At 55.5% G+C, this 18,816-nt stretch carries 12 protein-coding genes and 1 pseudogene; 1 reads left to right on the forward strand and 12 read right to left on the reverse strand.

All coding sequences use genetic code 11. The annotated features are described in order from the left end of the window. Positions 1 to 516: 516 nt before the first annotated feature. The 9 genes and pseudogenes from MWC30_RS23050 to MWC30_RS15970 form a co-directional block, all read right to left on the reverse strand. Positions 517 to 1,493 (reverse strand): annotated as a pseudogene (locus MWC30_RS23050) (calcium/sodium antiporter). A gap of 36 nt (positions 1,494 to 1,529) precedes the next feature. Beyond that, complete coding sequence (locus tag MWC30_RS15935) at positions 1,530 to 1,718, reverse strand: DUF2188 domain-containing protein (RefSeq protein ID WP_368860869.1); 189 nt, start codon at positions 1,716 to 1,718, stop codon at positions 1,530 to 1,532. Between the two features lie 8 nt (positions 1,719 to 1,726). Beyond that, positions 1,727 to 6,235, reverse strand: a complete 4,509-nt coding sequence (locus MWC30_RS15940) for an acyl-CoA dehydratase activase (RefSeq protein WP_244085191.1) — start codon at positions 6,233 to 6,235, stop codon at positions 1,727 to 1,729. Further along, a complete protein-coding gene (locus tag MWC30_RS15945; RefSeq protein WP_244085192.1) occupies positions 6,232 to 7,260 on the reverse strand; it encodes an HD domain-containing protein in 1,029 nt (342 codons plus the stop codon). Before MWC30_RS15945 ends, MWC30_RS15940 begins: the two co-directional genes overlap by 4 nt. After that, entirely contained in the window at positions 7,257 to 10,331 is a 3,075-nt protein-coding gene (locus MWC30_RS15950) for an efflux RND transporter permease subunit (RefSeq protein ID WP_244085193.1), read from the reverse strand. Before MWC30_RS15950 ends, MWC30_RS15945 begins: the two co-directional genes overlap by 4 nt. Further along, positions 10,328 to 10,822, reverse strand: coding sequence for a hypothetical protein (locus MWC30_RS15955; RefSeq protein ID WP_155306423.1), 495 nt, complete (start codon positions 10,820 to 10,822; stop codon positions 10,328 to 10,330). Before MWC30_RS15955 ends, MWC30_RS15950 begins: the two co-directional genes overlap by 4 nt. Further along, entirely contained in the window at positions 10,812 to 11,819 is a 1,008-nt protein-coding gene (locus tag MWC30_RS15960) for a patatin-like phospholipase family protein (protein ID WP_244085194.1), read from the reverse strand. Before MWC30_RS15960 ends, MWC30_RS15955 begins: the two co-directional genes overlap by 11 nt. 54 nt (positions 11,820 to 11,873) lie before the next feature. After that, on the reverse strand, positions 11,874 to 12,407 hold the full coding sequence (locus MWC30_RS15965; RefSeq protein WP_244085195.1) for an efflux RND transporter periplasmic adaptor subunit: 534 nt from the start codon (positions 12,405 to 12,407) through the stop codon (positions 11,874 to 11,876). A 306-nt stretch (positions 12,408 to 12,713) separates the two neighbouring features. Then, a protein-coding gene (locus MWC30_RS15970; RefSeq protein WP_244085196.1) for an IS3 family transposase occupies positions 12,714 to 13,833 on the reverse strand; the annotation gives its coding sequence in 2 pieces (ribosomal slippage) (positions 12,714 to 13,560 and positions 13,559 to 13,833; 1,122 coding nt in all). A 140-nt stretch (positions 13,834 to 13,973) separates the two neighbouring features. Here MWC30_RS15970 and MWC30_RS15975 point away from each other — a divergent pair. Then, positions 13,974 to 14,159 (forward strand): type II toxin-antitoxin system PemK/MazF family toxin, encoded by a 186-nt coding sequence (locus MWC30_RS15975; RefSeq protein WP_368860870.1) that lies wholly within the window; start codon positions 13,974 to 13,976, stop codon positions 14,157 to 14,159. 473 nt (positions 14,160 to 14,632) lie between these two features. On the opposite strand, the gene MWC30_RS15980 is transcribed toward MWC30_RS15975, so the two are convergent. The 3 genes from MWC30_RS15980 to MWC30_RS15990 form a co-directional block, all read right to left on the reverse strand. Further along, positions 14,633 to 15,754, reverse strand: coding sequence for an ABC transporter permease (locus MWC30_RS15980; RefSeq protein WP_244085198.1), 1,122 nt, complete (start codon positions 15,752 to 15,754; stop codon positions 14,633 to 14,635). 73 nt (positions 15,755 to 15,827) lie between these two features. Beyond that, a complete protein-coding gene (locus MWC30_RS15985) occupies positions 15,828 to 16,997 on the reverse strand; it encodes an ABC transporter permease (protein ID WP_244085199.1) in 1,170 nt (389 codons plus the stop codon). Between the two features lie 4 nt (positions 16,998 to 17,001). Then, positions 17,002 to 18,807 (reverse strand): ATP-binding cassette domain-containing protein, encoded by a 1,806-nt coding sequence (locus tag MWC30_RS15990; RefSeq protein WP_244085200.1) that lies wholly within the window; start codon positions 18,805 to 18,807, stop codon positions 17,002 to 17,004. Between the last annotated feature and the right edge of the window lie 9 nt (positions 18,808 to 18,816).

Genomic DNA, 18,816 nt, shown 5'->3' on the forward strand with positions numbered 1-18,816 from the left:
CATCTTACACTCGATCAGACCCTGCTCGTCACTGTAGGTTGTCGAGCCTCAAACGCTGCGAAACGGTGATCAAGTATGGCATGTCAGACTGTGTGAACCGTTGCCACATAACGGCCTAACTGACATTTGGGTTCATAGTGATTTTATTAGCCAGAAAGAAAAAGCCACCTCTTTCTCACTGTCATGAATGGCGAAAGTCTCAGTGAAAGTTGGCGGCTAACTAAGGCTAACTACATGATCTCACTAATAAAATTTTGGTGGAGGGAACGACGACCTACCGCAAAACAGTCTCAAAGCCCGCGCTCCTCGTAACGCCTTGATAATATGCGCCGAAGTCATCTCACACAACCATTTTCCGCCAACCAGACCAGAGAAACGATTTTCTACCCTGATTTCCCGGCACCGGACGAGGGTGACGGGTTTGCAGTAAAAACGGATACCTGGCGTCGAGCCGCAACAACTTCGAATCCGGTTTTCGGACGCCGGTTCGGTTCCCAAAACGGGAATCGAATTGACCTATGCCTGCCCGACAAAAACCGTGCTGACCAGGTAGGCCGTGTAGCCCACATAACAAGCCAGCAGCACCGCGCCTTCGATACGGTTGATACGTCCCGGCCCACGGAACCCGTAGCCGATCACGAACAACGATAGAGTCAGCGCGGCCATCACCAGTATGTCGCGGCTAAAGACCTCCGGTCCTACCGCCATGGGATGAATCGTGCCAGCGATACCGACCACCGCCAGGGTGTTGAATAGATTGGAGCCGAGTACGTTGCCCAAGGCGATGTCATGTTCCCCCTTACGGGTGGCGATAATCGATGAGGCGAGCTCTGGAAGTGAGGTGCCCACTGCGACGATGGTCAGGCCGATGATCAGGTCGCTGACCCCGAACCCATGAGCGATCTCCACCGCGCCCCAGACAAGGATACGGGAGCTGACAATCAAAAGCGTAGTCCCACCACCAGCCAGAAGACCGCACGGCGGATGGGCATGGCGCGAACGTCCAGCTCCTGCTCCATCTCGCTTCCCAGCGCATCCTCTTTTTTCCACAGCCCCTGCCAGATGGTCCAGGCCATCAGGCCTCCGAACACGGCCAGCAGCACGATGGCATCAAGGCGGGTGATCTCGCCATCCCAGAGTTGCCATGCCGCCAGCGCCGTGACTACCGTGAGGAGGGGTAATTCCTTGCGCAGCACCTGCGAATGGACGGCGATGGGGCTGATCAGAGCTGTCACCCCCAGGATCAAGGCGATGTTGGTGATGTTCGAGCCGTAGGCGTTGCCCAGCGCGATGCCAGGGTTACCCTGCGAAGCGGCCAGCGCTGAGACCACCATCTCCGGCGCGGAGGTACCGAACCCGACAATCACCATGCCGATCAAAAGCGGCGGCATACCGAAATGGCGTGCGGTGGAGGCCGAGCCCTCCACAAAACGGTCGGCGCTCCAGACGAGGAGCGCCAAGCCAAAAATTACAGCGATGAAGGCCAGTGTCATACAGAACCAAAACTCCCTGAAAGCATATGCACTGGATCACCCCTTCGGCGGATATGGATCGTTGCCGTGGCTGTCCTTGTTCTGGATCTTTCCATCCTTGCCGTGGATGTAGAACTCGGTGCCTTGATTCTGGCTGATCTTGCGCCCGGCATCGACGGCATCCTGCTTCTCGTTTGACGAGCGGAGGGTTATGCCCTCTGCCTTCTGACCGTCAAATTCAGCAATGCTGCAGGTTACATGCCGATCCAACGCTTCATCTGCCGCGTCTTCTCCCACAGTCCCAGGTTGGACGCCCAGGCCCTCCATTTTTCGACCTCCAAAGACGTGTAGGCGTTGAAAGAATCCAGTTCGCGCGGCCATGCATCGGGAATGGCAAATCTTCGAGCGGTCTTCTGCGCCGGCTGTGTTCCCACCTCGCGGTCCACCTCTTCCCGTGCGGCTGTCACCATAAAATGGAGGCGGTTCATCATGTTGACCTCGCTTGCCCCTGCATCCATGTCCAGTGAAAGTAGGTTCAGATGAGGAAACATCTCCCTGAGTTTGTTTTCCATGCCCCGCCCGGTGATGTGGTTGGCAATGCAGCCGAAGGGCTGGAGACAGACGATGTTGTCGATTCCTTCATTGAGCATGGCGATCATTTCAGCCGTAAGAAGCCATCCTTCGCCAAACTGATTGGCCAAACTGACTACCTCGCCGGTTATCGCCGCCAGTTTTCTTAAGTCATGAGCCTTTCTGTAAAAACGAAATCCCTGCATAATCCGCTCGATTTGGCCGACATGGTAATTTGAGTATATCTCCAGCAGCCTGTACTTGATACGATCCGCCAAAGAACGTTTAAAAAAGGCCTTTTGGTCGTAGGTCTCATTGATAAAGCGCTGGGCGAAAAAATTCTGTATAGGAGGAAGAACCACTTCCACCCCCTGGCCGGACAGCCAGTCGATGATATTTCCGTTGGAGAAGAAGTTATATTTAACGAAGATTTCTCCAACGATCCCGACTCTTGGGACAGTCTTGTCGTTGATCTCAACCCGGTTGAAGTCCGCCACGGCCCTTTTCAGAAGATTGAGAAGATAATAATAATCTGCATTCTCGATACCTGTTTCCATTTCAAAGAGATATTTTTCATGCAGGTTCTTGGATGTCCCGGGCACCTTTTCCCTGACCATTGTTGATAAATACATCCTGGCCAGGGGATCGGCGAAAATAATTCCCAAGCCCATCCGTTTTATCAGCCCCATTTTATCTATTTTAAACCACGGTTGTGCATTGATTTCCTCATTGGATATAGCGATTATCGGAACCTCATCCAGGCCGGCGGCGGCCAGTGCTTTTTTGATAAGCGACACGTAAGAGGATGCCCGGCATTGACCGCCGGTTTGGGTCATGACGACAGCGGTTTTTTCAGGATCGTACCTGCCTGATTGAAATGCCTTGATAATGTCGCCGGCTACCAGGACAGAGGGGTAGCACATATCGTTGTTGATGGTTTTAAGTCCCCATTCAACCGACTCCCTGTCCTGGGGCGGAAGGACTTCAACCCGGTGACCGAAGGGCCTGAAAGCCGACGGGACCAGCGGTGAATAGAAGGGTGAAAAATAGGGGGCGATCAGGGTTCTCTTTCCGGACTTGCCCACAACCGCCCGGCCCGTTTGCATTGTGCCACCCCCTGCGGCCCTCGTTTTCCCGTTCTTTTCCTTCACCGCTTCCAGCATGGAGCGCAGTCTGATCCTGACGGCGCCCAGGTTGACGATTTCATCCATTTTGATCAAGGTATGAATCTTCCCGCCATGGCGCAGAATTTCTTTGACCTCATCGGCCGAAATCGCATCCGGCCCACAGCCGAAAGAGGTCAACTGAACCATTTGGGCATTCGCCGTGTTTGTTACCCACCTTGCCGCTGCGTACAGCCTGTTGGCATAGCTCCACTGGGTCAGGACATTGACATCTTCCAGAGCGACGGTATCTGCATTCAGGGGAAGCGCGGTTTCACTGACGACGTCCACGCCGAGTTCCGTCAATACATCCGGAACACCGTGGTTGACAAGCGGGTCTGCATGGTAGGGTCGGCCGCAGAGGACAACGGTTGTCCGTCCCTCGGCCTCCGACCTGGCCAGCAGCGTTTTCGCCATGGACCTGAGTTCCGTCCTGTAACTCGATTGCGCCTTGACGCCCTTTTCAACACCTTCTGATATCGTCCGGTAATTGATTCCAAACCGCCTGAAGAACAGATAAAGCTGATCCTTCAGCAAACCGAAATCCTTAAAACTGACAGATGGATTGTCCAGAGGGATTTTGAATGTTTTCTCTGGATTGACAGCGCTCTTCAACAGATCAGGATATCCGGTGACCACCGGGCAATTATAACTGTTTAAGGCATCTGCGTATTCTTCCTCATAGACGACAGTCGGATAGAACAGCCTGTCGATGTTTTTCCCGGCAAGATCGAAAATATGCCCATGGGCAAGTTTGGCGGGGAAACAGATGTTTTCCGACATGACAGTGAAAGACCCCTTTTCATATAATTTAAAATTGGACTCGGACGAGAGAACCACCCTGAAGCCGCATGTGGTCAAAAAGGCGCACCAAAAGGGAATGTTTTCATACATGTTCAGGCAGCGGGGGATACCGTAGGTGAAAATCGGCTCGCCTTCGGGCTCCGTGTTTCGCTCAAACAGGAGCCTTATCTGATCATCAATCAGGTTCCTTCCTTTGCGTTGAGCATCCGGATTGTTGCTGAAGCGCCGCTCGCATCGGTTCCCTGTATAAAAATGGTTTCCGTTGCTGAAAGTCAGTTTCAAAACCCTGCACTGGTTTTCACATCCCCGGCAGCGGATTTCCTTTTTTGAAAAACCACTTCCCATCGCCAATTTATCAAAAGACAGGCCATTGGTCTCCCGTACCGGCCTATCCTGACCCTTCAGCGCTTCTTGCTGCGGAGCAACGGCCGCCACAACATGCGCACGATGATTGGCAAGGGCTGTCAGGGCCGCACCGTAGGCTCCCATCAGCTCAGAAATATCCGGTCTCATAACCTCCTTGTTCAGAAGCACCTCCAAGGCGCGTAATACGGCTGGATTTCGAAATGTTCCGCCCTGAACTACGATTTTGTCCCCCAGGACATCGACGTCCTTCAGCTTCAGCACTTTGTACAGAGCATTTTTGATAACCGAATACGCCAAACCTGCCGAAATGTCGCCGACCGTCGCCCCTTCCCGAAGGGCCTGCTTCACTTTGGAGTTCATGAAGATGGTGCAGCGGGTTCCCAGATCAAAAGGTGATTTGCTATCGCATGCAATCCCTGCGAATTCCTGGACACTATACCCTAGCGAACGGGCAAACGTCTCAATAAAGGAACCACATCCCGATGAGCAGGCCTCATTGATCTGAATTTCAGCCACGGCGTTGTCATGAATATAGATCGCCTTCATGTCCTGCCCGCCGATATCCAGAATAAAGGATACATCCGGCTCAAAGCGCCGCGCCGCCCGGTAATGCGCCATGGTCTCAACCAGGCCGTCGTCCAACCCGAAGGCGGTTCTTATGAGACTTTCACCATAGCCGGTGGCCGCCGTTCTGGTGATCCGCGGGGCAAAGCCGGCAGAAACAAACTTTTTTCTGAATTCAGCCAGTCCCTTTCTTACCGCCTGGATGGGATCGCCGTTGTTGGGGCCGTAATAGCTCAGAACCAGTTTGCCTTTCTCATCGACGAGGACGATCTTGGTGGTGGTTGACCCCGAATCCACACCTAAAAAAAGATCTTTTCCTTTTGCCTCAGGCAGGTCAATCCTGGGAACCAAATTTCGCTCATGCCTTTTTTGCCATATTTCAAATTCGTAATTGCTTGCAAACAGGGGGGGCAGCCTTTTGGTGCCGCTGTTGGTTGCACGGCTGACGCCTCTCTCGGACATGGATAAAAAATTGCTGATCCGGCCCCGACATGGTTTGCCATTGCGCACCATGGCCGCTCCCATGGCGGGAAGCAGTTCCGGATGATCCGGAAGTACCAGGTCATCCGGATGCTCAATGCCGAGCAGATTTGCAAAGGCTTTCCGCAGGATTGGATAAAATGTCAGCGGCCCGCCTCCGATCAGTATTTTTCTTTCCATCTCCCGTCCACGGGACAAGGCGGTTATCACCTGAAGGGCGACCGAATGAAATATGGAAGCCGCCACATCTTCCCTGGATACATGGCGGCTCAGCAGGGCCTGGATGTCGGTTTTGGCGAAAACGCCGCACCGCGACGCAATCGGATAAATATTCGTGGCTTTTCCGGCCAGAACGTTCAGTTCCGCTACATCAACACCCAGGAGAACCGCCATTTGATCGATAAAAGCACCGGTCCCGCCGGCGCAACTTCCGTTCATCCGGATATCGGGGCGGCCACTGCCGTCAAAGAATATTATTTTGGAGTCTTCTCCGCCGATTTCGATAAATGTCCTGGCTTCGGGGAAAAACTTTTCGATGACGTGCGCGGAGGCCACCACTTCCTGCACGAACGGCAGGCCGAAGAATTCGGCCGCACCCATCCCCGCCGATCCGGTAACCGCCAAATCAAGCTCCACGTCGCCAAGTTTCTCAAGGGCGTCATTGAAAATACGCCGTGTTGTTTCCACTGTTTTGCCCTGATGACGACAGTATCGGGAAAATACCATGCCACCCTCTTTATCCAGGATAACCGCCTTGGCTGTAGTTGAACCGATATCGATCCCGGCAAAATAGAGACTTTCTGCATGGTTCTTCATCTTTTTTCATCTCCCGGTTCCGGATGAACGCAACGGGAGGCCGCCTCTGTGGGTTTGTCTTGTTTCTTCATGCTCAGATAGTCCCTTGCAGAGCAAAAGGTATCCACCAGAGAAACCACCAGCGATTCCATATGGCGCGGCGGTATAACAGTAAGCGGCCACATGTGTTTTTTAATAATATCCGCTTCTTTTTCGGTAAGACCGGTGATGCTGCGGGCGTTCTCAAGAGCGATAGTATGGTGCCGGAAACCGTGCAGCCTGGGTCCGTCATGCAGCCAGTCATAGTAGAAAAGATCGTGCAGCAACGCACCCCGGATAATCGCCCGGGTGTCAAGGGAAAGTCTTTTTCCCCAGCGAAAGCTCAGGCAGGCCACCTCCTCCACATGATCCAATCGGGTTTTCCCCCTGTGATGGTTATACTGCGCCAGTTTTGCAACCTCCGGCAGATCGAGAAGCGGCCTTGCCGTGTTGACGAATTCCGCCTCCATCAGAGTTTTCTCTTCCGGCGTCAGGCGGAGGAAACGCCCGGCTGCAACCGCCAGGAAATCCATCGACATGATTGAGATCGTTGCTCCGGCCACTATCCACTTGAAGACCGGTGAAAGCAGGACGAGCATGCTTTGATAGGGGGGCAAAGCGGCATATTCAAAAGCGAAGGCCAGCAGTATCCAGTACAGGGAGAATTTTAGACAGATGTGCCCCCTGTAATTAAATCTTTGGTCCGAATAGTCCCACAGACGGATCTGGAAAAAGTATTGAGCAACCAATCCGGAGCCGAATTCGAGTCCGGTTGTGATTATGAAATAAGCGAAGGCCTTGGTTCCCCAATTGGATTCCTGCAGCAATGAAACCGCTGCCATAAGCATCACTGCGCCGGCACCGTAAAGGATGAGATACGGCCCCTTCAGGAGGCCGGGATTGACGAACCGCTTGTCACGCACGGAACGATAGGAGACCTCCAGCATCCATCCAAGAATGGAAAAAAAGGAGAAAGAAAAGAAGAAGTTTACAACATCGGCCGTCATTTTGCTTTACCCCGGTGAACCAGCGAATACATTAGCGGCACCAGAATCAATGTCACAAGGCCGCTGACCGACAGTCCCCCAATGACCGTGATGCCCAGTGCATTCCATATTTCAGAGCCTTCCCCTCTGGAAAGGGCTAATGGGGCCATGCCGAATATGGTGGTCAAACTCGTCATGAGCACCGGCCTCAGGCGTGTTTTTCCGCCCGTGACCACCGCTTCGTTTAGCGTCATCCCACCTGCTCTCAGTTGCTTGGTATAATCCACGAGCACAATGGCGTTCTTTACAACAATGCCCATGAGCATGATTACCCCGATGAAGCTCATCAGGTTGAGCGGAGTGGCCGTGGCAACGAAGGCCCATATCACTCCGGCGAAGGCGAAAGGAACCGAAAACATGATGATGAATGGATCAACGAAATCCTCGAACTCCCCTGCCATGACCATGTAGACAAGGACTATTCCCAGAATCAAAAGGAGGGTCAGGTCGCGGAACGCTTTTCGCTGTTCCTCCACCTCCCCGCCCCATTCGATGGAAACGCCGGGAGGCAGGTCAAGAGAGGCCATCTTTTCTCGAACATCCCGTACCACATCCCCCAGAACCCTGCCCTGGACGCCCGCCTGAACCTTTGTGACGCGGGTCCTGTTTTTCCGGTCGATCTCAACAGGCCCAAAGGTTTCACAAACAGACGCGACGTTTCGGAGCTTAATGGTCTGACCGGTCAGGGTGGTGATGGGGGTTTCCCCGATTTCACGGATCGTTTTCCGCTGGTCCTTTTTCAGTCGCAACTCGATGTCGAAGTCGTCACCCGCCTCCCGGAACTTCGTATCATCGAATCCATAGTAGTTGGTCCTCAATGCGTCGGCGACAAGCGCCACATTCAATCCCAGGGATGCCGCCTTATCCCGGTCAAGACAAATCCGCACTTCCGGCCGTGGTCTCTTTCTGCTGACAGAGACATCCACTGCGCCGGGTGTGGTTTCCACGATGCGCTGGATCTTTGCGGCGGCTTTGTCGGTCGTCTCGATATCATGGCCCAGAATATCGATGCTGATAGGCCGGCCGCCTCCCAGGAACGCCTTTTGGATGACGCTTACGGCGCTGGCGGAAAAATTCTCAACGCCCGGCAGTTTTATGACCTGCTCACGAAGCTCCGAAGCGACCTCCTTGGCATGGCGACTCCGTTCTTTTTTATCAATGAGACGCCCTCCGATGCGACCGATGCCGGTTCCCTCTTCAAAACCGAGGGCTGTTAAAAAACCTTTCTTGGTCTGACCTGCCAGGGCATAGGAGGCTTCCATTTCCGGAATGGCGTTCACCGCGTTGAGCATTTCTTCCGTGGTTCCGGCCGTGACCTCCACTCGGGTGCCCTGCGCCATCTCCAGGACCACCTCCACTTCCCCCGAATCCACTTCGGGAAAAAATTCCGTGCCGACCAAAGGAATCAGTGCCAGACTGCCGATAAATACAATAACTATAAGTGAAAGCAAAATGTTACGGTGCCTTAGTCCCCATTCCAGGACGTGAGAATAACCGGCTTCGATTCCATTCAGCAAACGCTCGCTCCATACAAATACCGGATTGAGCTTTCTTTGGTCCCGTGAACGGAGCAAACGGGAAGCAGCCATGGGGGTCAACGTCAATGAAATGAAAAGCGAGGCCAGAATCGTAATCAAGATCATGAACGCCAACTGACCAAAGATGATGCCGGCGATCCCTTTCACTAAGAGAAGAGGGGCGAAGACAGCTACAATGGTCAATGTTGACGCGGCTACCGCCATACCCACTTCGGATGTCCCCTCCACGGCGGCCAACCGCGGAGGCTTGCCATCGTCCACATGCCGCACGATGTTTTCAAGTACGACGATGGCATCGTCCACCACCATTCCCACGGCAATGGCAAGACTCATCAGGGAAATGACGTTGATGGTATAATCCATGACGAAGAGGCCGATAAAGGCGACGATAATCGAAAAAGGAATTGCCATTGAGACGACCAGGCTGGTGCGAAACCGCCGGAGAAACAGGAAACAGACGACAATGACCAAAAGGCCTCCGACGACGGCGGCTTCGGTCAAACTATTGATCATCGCATAAATGTGATCGGAGTTATCCAGAATCCCGTGGATTTCGATATCCGCCGGCACTTCGGTCTTCAGTGTCTTGAGGCGATCTTTTATGGCTTCGATCACGTTGACGGTGTTGGCCCCGGACTGCTTCTGAATAATCAAGGCAATCGCAGGAAGCTTGCCGGAACGTGCCCACTCCTGCGGCTCCTCAAAGGCATCGGTGACCGTGGCCACGTCTCTGAGCCGCACAAGCGCGTCGCCGTTGCTTCCGATCACCGTATTTGCGATTTCCGCTGCATCCCGATAGCGCCCCGCCACTCTGATCTGGAGTTCATTCCTCCCGATCTTGACGGTGCCCACCGGAAGGTTCAGGTTTTCAGCGGCGAGAACATTTCTGATCTGCTGGACGGAAATGTGATAAGCATCTATTGCTTCGCGGTCGAAATGCACATTGATCTGTCTTTCCTGACCGCCGATATAGACGACAGCGCCCACGCCGGGCACACGCTTCAACGGATCGGCGATCTGCTTGTCCACAATTCTGTAAAGATCGGGACTGCTTTCTTCCGCCGTCACCGTCATAATGAGCACCGGCACCATGGAACTGCTGAACTTGAAGATAAAGGGGTCTTCCGCTCCATCGGCAAGGTCCGGCTTGGCAAGATCGATCTTCTCCCGGATATCGTTGACCGCAACATCCAGGTCGGTGCCCCAGTTGAATATGCAATTGACGATGGCGATGTTGTCTTTTGACTTTGACTCCAGCCGGTCGAGATTCGGTGTGGTGGAAAGCTGGTCTTCCAGGTACTTGGTCACCTCCGACTCAACATCCGTGGCGGAAGCCCCCGGATAGGGTGTGATGACACTCACGGCCGGAGGTTCAATATCCGGTAACAAGTCGAGGTTGAGCCTGAAAAAAGCCACGCAACCCAGCAATGTAATGGCAGCGAAAACCATAACGGTCGTGACCGGCCTGCGGACGGATATCTCCGGTAATTTCATTTCTGTTCCCCTTGCTTGTCGTCACCGTCAGCTTCAAAAAAGTCGACTTCCGTCTTAAGGTCCCGAAGGCATTTGCTTTGCTCGTGCGAACATATCCTGGCCCAGGCAATAACGCTGATCCAACCTGCTGCGACAAGAGAAAGGATAGCGGCGGTTTTTCCATGAAAATGGGTTGTGATGGCCCAGATTGCCAGTGCCCCAGATGTGATTCCAACAGTCAGCCAGACGAATAGATGGCAAGTGCACGGATCACGATCAGGGACCGGAGGAGAGAACCAAATCCGTTCCCCGATCTCAGTCCGTTCGAATTCTGCGTCATCAAGGTTTGTTTCAATTATCCTGTTCTTGAACTTGACAACGACAATCTTCCTTTCGGGCCGTCCACTGAATGATTCCATTCTTTTTTTCTCGATCACTTCTCCTTTGACCCTCAGAGAACGCAGACGATCAACGAGGCGTTTTTCTTGTAACTGACAAATATTAATTCCCATCTTCCGTCCTCCCCGGTAAATAACCTCCTGGTAAATCTCTTTTGGCAGCACACTTCCATCTTTCTTTGAGCTGCGCCATGGCTTCTCGGTATCCCTCGGCAATGGCCTCCTCGGCCCGATGGAATTCGAGAAAACGAATATCCCCCAGCTTTGGCCGAATCAGCAGATCGGGCGGATCGGTTGCCAATCTTGTTGCGGTGATCTGCACTTCCATAATATTGATTGCAGTCGTCAACACATCAAAGATATTTGGCACGGGGTCCCTTTGCAGCCACTGGCGCACTTGCGATAACGCGGGCGAACCGAATTCGCTGAGCCTGTTGGTCAGATCCTGCGCGATTCTCCATTCTGCGGGCTGGGGCTGAACAACCGCAGCTTTTAATGAAGGAGCAACCGGGTCGATGCTGCCTGCACTCCTTTTGCCGACGATGTCATGGTTCAAATCAACGGCGATGACGTAATCCGCTCCCATTTCCCTGACAGCGCTCACCGGCACGGGGTTGACCAGCCCCCCATCCACCAGAAAGCCGCCGTTTTTCCTGACCGGCGTGAAAATGCCCGGAACCGAGATGCTCGCGCGGATTGCCTCTATGAGGTCCCCTTTGTTCAACACGACCTCACGACCCGTGGCCAAGTCGGTGGCAACCGCGCAATAGCGGAGAGGTAATTCTTCAATGTTCATTTCTCGAACATGAGAACGAAAGAAATCGCTGATCTTCTTTCCATCAATGAGTCCCGACCTCGGAAAAGTTACATCCAGGAAGGAAACAATCTGTTTCCAGTCGAGCTGACGGGCAAAATTTTCCAGCACATCCATTTTGCCAAAGGCACATGCGGCCCCTACCAACGAACCAATGCTGGTGCCGGCGACGTACCTGATTTCTATTCCTGCCTCAGCTAGTGCCTGCAATACACCGATATGAGACCATCCCCGTGCGGAGCCGCTGCCCAGAGCCAGGCCGATATTTTTCGGAAAACCTGAGTTATCGTCCGACATGTTCACCGCCGTTCTTCTTGAAAAGTTGTTCCCCCCAGAGTTATCCGTCCCATTCTAATTCAAAATATCTTGCACGCTTACCTCCATACCTGACTGTAAACGCCCCGCTCCGCTGGTGACCACTTTGTCATCCTCAACCAAGCCGACCATCACTTCGGCAAATTGGTCATCCATGGCCCTAATTTCGACCGTTCGCTTATGGGCCTTATTTCCTTCCACCACAAAAACGTAATAGGTGCCGCTGCCGGGGAGGCGTTGCAAGGCTTCACGGGGAACGGCAAGGGACCTTCTTTTCTCTGCCGAAAGATTCACCCTGGCATACATTCCGTCCACCAACTTCCCGGACGGATTCGGCACCTCGATTCTCATGCGGAAAGTACGCGTCTTTCGGTCCACCAATGGATTGACAACGGTTACTTTCCCTGAATACTCATGTCCCGGGAAGGCGTCTGTCGTGATCAGCGCCACAGTTCCAACGACAATCCGGCCAATGTCTGCTTCAGGCAAATCGACATCCAGGTTCAGAGATGTTTGGTCCACGATTAGCAGAAGTCGGCCGCCGGGAGCGACCGCCTGACCGATTTCCACATTTCTCTCCACGACAGTGCCGCCGATAGGCGATCGGATAATCTATGCTTCCCCCCAAAGTCTAGACAAAAAATGGGCCGATCTAAGCTTTTTTTCACCTCCTCTAAACAGCCCTTCCAGACTGAGTTATGATTGAGCTGCCCACCCGGAGGATAGGGCTCTGCTGGAGAGCAACCCGAGCGCCGAGGTGGGTGGGATGACGGAGGGGCAGGACCATAGGGTCATGCCTTTCTTTTCCCCTGCCCCTTTTGATTCCCCTCAAAGCGTTAAACTCCGGGGGGATCAGGGGGGCAGAGCCCCCCACTATCAGTTCAGGTTGACACTGAAGTAGACCTCAGCGGGTGTGTGATAGCCAAGGGACTGGTGCAGTCTTTCTCGGTTGTAAAGATCAAGGTAGCTGCCGATCCCTGTGACTGCATCCATAACCGTCTCATAATCCTTGAGGTATACCTCTTCGTATTTGACCGATCTCCACAGCCTTTCGATGAAGATGTTGTCAAAAGCCCTGCCTCTGCCGTCCATGCTGATCCGGATCTTCTCCCCGGAGAGCCTGGAGATAAAGGAGGAGCTTGTGAACTGAGCCCCCTGGTCCGTGTTGAAGATCTCCGGCCTTCCCTTTGCGAGGGCTCTCTCCAGAGCCTCCATGCAAAAGTGGGTATCGAGCGTATTCGATATCTCCCAGGAAAGGACGAACCGTGAGTACCAGTCCATTACCGCCACCAGGTAGACAAAGCCTTTTGCCAACCGAATATAGGTGATATCCGAGCTCCAGACCTGATCGGGCCGCTCCACCTTGAGATCGGCAAGCAGATAGGGGTACTTCCTGTGCTCATCGTTGCTCTTGCTCAGATTCCTCTTCGGATGCAGTCCCTCGATACCCATCTCCCTCATCAGGCGCTCGATGCGCTTGTGATTGATCGCATAACCTTCCCGGCGCAGCCAGGCTGTCATGCGGGGAGATCCATAGAACGGGAACCGGGTGTACTCCTCGTCGATGAGGCGCATCAGCATAAGATTGAACGGGCTCTCCGTTGCCGGCTCATAGTAGTAGCCGGATCGGGAGATACCCAAAAGCTCACACTGCCTTGCGATACTCAGCTTCGGGTGCGCCGGCTCAATAAGATCCCTTCTATTTGCCACCGAGCTGTAAAGATTTTTTTTTCAACCACTCTCTTTCCACCTCCAGCTGCCCGATCTTCTGGTACAGAGAGGCAATGAGTCTTTCCGTTTCTTTACCCTGTACATCCAGAGCGGCTCTTGAGGAAAAGATTCCGGGCACACCGTCTAGGAGTTGCCTTTTCCACTTCGTGATCAGATTCGGATGCACCCCGTAGTCGGCCGCAATCTCGTTGACCGTCCTCTGGCCCTTCACCATCTCCAAGGCCACTCTGCCTTTCAATGCTGCGTCATGCTTTTTCCGTTGCATCGGTATTCACCCCAGACAAAAAATGTCCATTTTGAACCTCGGTCATAAGCTTAACCTGCTGTCCAAAATCTGGGGGGAATTATAGCGGCCACCCCCACCAATCAAGCTAGAAGAACAGTTCTGGTTGTCCCGCTGTCTTCATCCGGCAGCCCACCGCACCCGCCAATCACACCGTCAAGGTTTCATGCATGGGGAAGAATGCCCTCGCTGTCTGCGACCAATTACGGGCGGTGGACAAGACCCGCCTCACCGACTGGATTGAGGTGATGGACCAGGAGTCACTCGAATCCATCGGCAAAGGGCTTCAGCAGGTCTTGTCCCTTTAGTCGTCAGTATCAGACTGAAAAGAGGCCCCCGTTCCCCCGCTGTGGGTCACCCTTCCGCCCCCTCCCACATGATCGCAAGTCATCAAGTAGCCTGTGGACAAATCTGGTGTGCTTCCTGATCCACACCCGGCCTGACCCCTCCCTGGTGGTTTTAACCATGGCGTAGCCTCCGGAAGGCATGAAGCTGGTCGAAAAGGGAAGAGCAACCGGAATGAACCATCCGGTTATGAAAGACTTTTTGCCTCAAGACCTTCACCCCTGGATGAAGCTTGAAGTTGCTTGTCAAATGTGAGGAGCATCAATTCCGGGACTTGATCCCGAAGACATTTTGCCAGGGCCAGGTGCCACAGATCGGCTCCTCTCAAAGCCCACTTTTGGGAAAGCCTTGCCATGCAAGTCCATGCCGGTTCCACTGCTGCCGGGCCATAGACTACGCGGATCTTGATACCCGGGCCAGGGGATGACTTTCCTCGTCAGGTCAGCTTGTGGCGAAACATCCAGACGGCCACGGAGAGGGTCACCAGGGCGATGCCCCCCATGGGGACGAGTTCCGGAAGGATGAGATGGAACGGCGCTCCCTCCAGGAAGACCCGGTGGGTGACGGAGATGGCGTAGCGAAGGGGATTGATGAGGGTCAAATATTGCACCGCCTGGGGCATGTTGCTGATGGGGGTGCCGAGACCGGACAGGAGAGAGCAGGGCATGACGATGACTAAGGCTCCCAGAAGTGCCTGCTGCATCGTGGTGACCAGCGATGAAATCATGAGCCCCATGCCCACCGCCGACAGCAGGAAAATGAAAATCCCCGTATACAGTGTCCCCAGCGACCCGTTGAACGGGATCCCGAACCAGAAACGCGCCACAACGACGACAAAGGTGGCCTGGACCATCCCCACCAGGATACCCGGAAGGGCCTTCCCAATCATGATCTCGAAGGGCCGGAAGGGCGTCACCAGGAGCTGGTCGAAGGTCCCCTGCTCCCGCTCGCGGGCCACCGACATGGCCGTGATGATGATCACCTGGATGAGGGCCAGCATGCCCAGGAGGCCGGGAATCATGAACCACCGGGTTTCCAGGTTGGGATTGTACCAGGCGCGGGATTCGATGCGGATAGGAGGTTCGACCCCCTGGTGCTCCCTGTTCCAGGCCACATTGAAGGAATCGGTGATGGTGCCGATGTAGTTGAGGGCCGTTCCGGCCGTGTTGGAATTGCGCCCGTCGACGATCACCTGTACATCGGCATGGCGTCCCGCAAGCAGATTCCGTTCGAAATCCTGAGGGATTTGCACGACGGCCAAGGCTTTGCGGGCATCGATCCAGGGCTGGATTTCTTCCGCCGATTCAAGGTTGGCCACCCGCAGGAACGTCCCGGATCCTTCCAGGCTCGCCAGGAATTCACGCGAGGCGGCGCTGCGATCCTGGTCACAGGCGGCGTACCGGATGCGCGAAAGGTCGTAGGTTGCCGCGTATCCAAAGACCAGGAGCTGGATGGTGGACGGCACGAATACGGTGTATCGGCTGCGGGGATCCTTGAGGATCGCCAGGAGCTCTTTCACGATCAGGGCCAGTATGCGTCTGAGGGAATCCAGGTCCATTCAAGGTCGACTTTCTTTTGGGGTCACGGAGCGGAAAGGCCGTTGTTCTTTCTCACCAGCCTCGACGACTCCATCATTCCAACCGCTTCCGGGTCTTCCGGCGGGTGAGGGTCAGCAGCAGCACCGCCATGCCCGCCAGGACCGACGCGTTGGGCAATATGACACTCCAGACATTTCCGGCAAGAAAGACCGTCTGAAGCAGAGTGACATAATAGCGGGCCGGCAGGATGCGCGTCATGATCTGGACCGGCAACGGCATGCTGGCAATGTCGAAGATGAACCCGGAAAGGATGAACGCGGGCATGAACGTGATCATGAGGGCCAGCTGGCTGGCCACGAACTGGTTGCGTGTGGCCGAGGAGATGAGCAGCCCGATGCCGAGGGCCACCAGCAGGTAGAGGGCTGACACACCTGCGAGGACGAGGAAGGAGCCCCGAAGCGGCACATGAAAGAGCGCGCGCGCCGCAAACACACTCAGCATCAGCCCCCCCATGCCCAGGAGGAAATAGGGCACAACCTTCCCCAGGAGGATTTCTCCCGACTGAACGGGAGTGACAAGGAGCGCCTCCAGCGTGCCGCGCTCCCATTCGCGGGCAATGACCAGCGCCGTCAGCAGCGCCCCGATGAGGGTCATGATGAGCACCAGCAGGCCCGGCACCAGGAAGTAACGGCTGTCGACCGCTTCGTTGAACCACATGCGGCTTTGGAGGCGTACGAGCCCACCCGATGAATCCGGCATGCGGAGGCCCCGTTTGGCGGCCCAGAGCGCGACCGTTCCCTGGGCGTATCCCTGGATGATTCTCGCCCGGTTGGCGTCAACGCCGTGCACGATGATCTGGACCGGCGCCCTTCCCGACGCCAGTTCTCGGGATGTGTTGTCCCGAAGCCTCACAATGGCGTCGACTTTGCGGGCCTTCATGAGGTCTTCCGCCTCCTTCATGGAAGGGGTGACCGTGGACTTGAAATAGGGCGAAAGCATGAACCCGCCCACCAGCTCCGTCATGCCCGGGGAAACCTCTTCCAGGACCAGGGCCACGGGGGCGTCCTTCACATCGAGAGAGAGGCCGTAGCCGAAAAGAAGAATCAGGAGGAGGGGCAGCACCACGGCCAGCGCAAGGCTGCTGGGATCTCGAACGACCTGGAGCATTTCCTTGCGGATGAGCGCACCCACGCGTCTCAGGGATGCGGCCCCCGGCGATTTGCGCTTTTTCCCCTGCGCGTCTTGAGGAGACACAAAGCCCATGGGATCAGGCCGCCTCCCGCGCTTTTGCCGCCTGGAAATCCTCCACTATCGCGATGAAGGCGTCTTCGATGGTCGGTTCCCGTCCCTCCGGTCCATGTCCCAGCTGACGGATTTCTGAAGGAGCTCCCTCCGCCAGGATTTCACCATCTAGCATAATGACCATGCGGTCGCAGTATTCGGCCTCTTCCATAAAGTGCGTCGTAACGATCACCGTCACCCCCCCGTCGGCCAGACCGTTGATCCGGTACCAGAATTCGCGCCGGGCAATGGGGTCCACGCCCGACGTGGGCTCGTCCAGAAAGAGTATCTCAGGTTCGTGCATGAGGGCACAGGCCATGGCGAGGCGCTGCTTGTAACCGCCGGGGAGCTCTCCACTGGGCAGGTTGACGTGCTTTTGGAGCTCGAACTGATCCAGTGCCCATTGAATGCGCCGGTTTTTGCGCTCCCGCCTAAGTCCGTAGGCGCCGGCGAAAAATTCGAGGTTTTCCATGACGGTCTGCTGACCGTAGAGGGAAAACTTTTGAGCCACGTACCCCATGCGCTGCCGGGCGGACGCACGTGCGTGACGCAGATCCACGCCGGCGACACGGAGTGTGCCGGACGAAGCGGGAAGCAGCCCGCAGAGCATCCGGAAGGTCGTGCTTTTCCCCGCACCGTTGGGCCCGAGCAAGCCGAAGATCTCGCCCCGCCGTACCTGGAAATTGACATTCTTAACCGCATAGAACGTTCCGAATTGCCGCACCAGGTCACGGACCTCGACCACCACCTCGGGAGACGACTCGACAACGGTCGGTGTTTTTTCTCCATCGGCGGCCGGGATCGATGCGCCCGTTCCCGCTGCCCGGCGAAGGAGCACCATGAACCCGTCTTCAAAGCGGGGCGACGTTTCATGGCAGGTAGCATTTTCCAGGATCCCGGACTCCCAGGGAGTGTGGTCGGAGGCGACGAAACGCACCCGTTTCCCTTCCAGGGTGGCATCCACGATGCCCGGTGACGTGATGAGGCGGGACTGGAGCTGACGCAGTTTGAGGGAGGCCGGAGGCTCGGCCAGCCACGATCCGCCCGCCGCCGCCTCGCTCACCCGCGACGGCGGTCCCTCTCCCAGCAGCCGCCCGTGGTGCAGCACCGCCACCCGGTGGCAGCGTTCGGCTTCATCGAGATAGGAGGTGCTCACCAGCACGCTGAGCCCCTGGTCGGCGACCAGCTGATGGATGATTTCCCAGAGGTCCCGGCGGGATAGGGGATCTACGCCTACGGTGGGCTCGTCGAGCAGGAGCACGTCCGGGGAGCTGAGCAAGGTGCAGGCCAGACCGAGCTTCTGCTTCATGCCCCCGGAAAGCCTTCCGGCCAGGCGATCCATGAAACGGCCGAGCCCGGTCATCTGCATCAAGGCCGGTGTGCGCTCGGCCAGCTGCTCCCCGGTGATCCCGTGGAGATCGCCGTAAAGATCGAGGTTCTCCTGGACGGTCAAGTCCTCGTAGAGCCCGAATTTCTGGGGCATATACCCCACCCGGGACTGTACCTGTTGAGGATGGTCGGAGACGTTCCACCCCCTGACGCGGACGCTGCCCTCATCGGCAAAGAGGAGCCCGCACGCCAGCCGAATGAGGGTCGTCTTGCCGGCGCCGTCGGGTCCAACCATTCCCGTGACGCTTCCCTTCTCGACGCGGAACGAGATGCCTTCGAGGGCTGTAAAGATCTCCCGTTTGCCGCGAGTGAAGTGCTTGGTGACCCCTTCATAGAGAATGACCGGTTCTGTCGAATGGTGGTATTCCATCCCTGACGTTTGAGAAGCTGCTTCTGTCGCCATGGCATCGCT

Origin of the sequence: Desulforhabdus sp. TSK (assembly GCF_022836495.1) — a bacterium.
In the GTDB taxonomy this organism is placed as follows: Bacteria; Desulfobacterota; Syntrophobacteria; order Syntrophobacterales; family Syntrophobacteraceae; genus Desulforhabdus.

What these genes read in the sequence shown, in the direction of transcription:
- MWC30_RS15980 (WP_244085198.1), bottom strand. Translation starts at nt 15,754, where the DNA reads ATGGACCTGGATTCCCTCAGACGCATACTGGCCCTGATCGTGAAAGAG.
- MWC30_RS15990 (WP_244085200.1), bottom strand. Translation starts at nt 18,807, where the DNA reads ATGGCGACAGAAGCAGCTTCTCAAACGTCAGGGATGGAATACCACCAT.
- MWC30_RS15950 (WP_244085193.1), bottom strand. Translation starts at nt 10,331, where the DNA reads ATGAAATTACCGGAGATATCCGTCCGCAGGCCGGTCACGACCGTTATG.
- MWC30_RS15960 (WP_244085194.1), bottom strand. Translation starts at nt 11,819, where the DNA reads ATGTCGGACGATAACTCAGGTTTTCCGAAAAATATCGGCCTGGCTCTG.
- MWC30_RS15985 (WP_244085199.1), bottom strand. Translation starts at nt 16,997, where the DNA reads ATGGGCTTTGTGTCTCCTCAAGACGCGCAGGGGAAAAAGCGCAAATCG.
- MWC30_RS15945 (WP_244085192.1), bottom strand. Translation starts at nt 7,260, where the DNA reads ATGACGGCCGATGTTGTAAACTTCTTCTTTTCTTTCTCCTTTTTTTCC.
- MWC30_RS15955 (WP_155306423.1), bottom strand. Translation starts at nt 10,822, where the DNA reads ATGGGAATTAATATTTGTCAGTTACAAGAAAAACGCCTCGTTGATCGT.
- MWC30_RS15940 (WP_244085191.1), bottom strand. Translation starts at nt 6,235, where the DNA reads ATGAAGAACCATGCAGAAAGTCTCTATTTTGCCGGGATCGATATCGGT.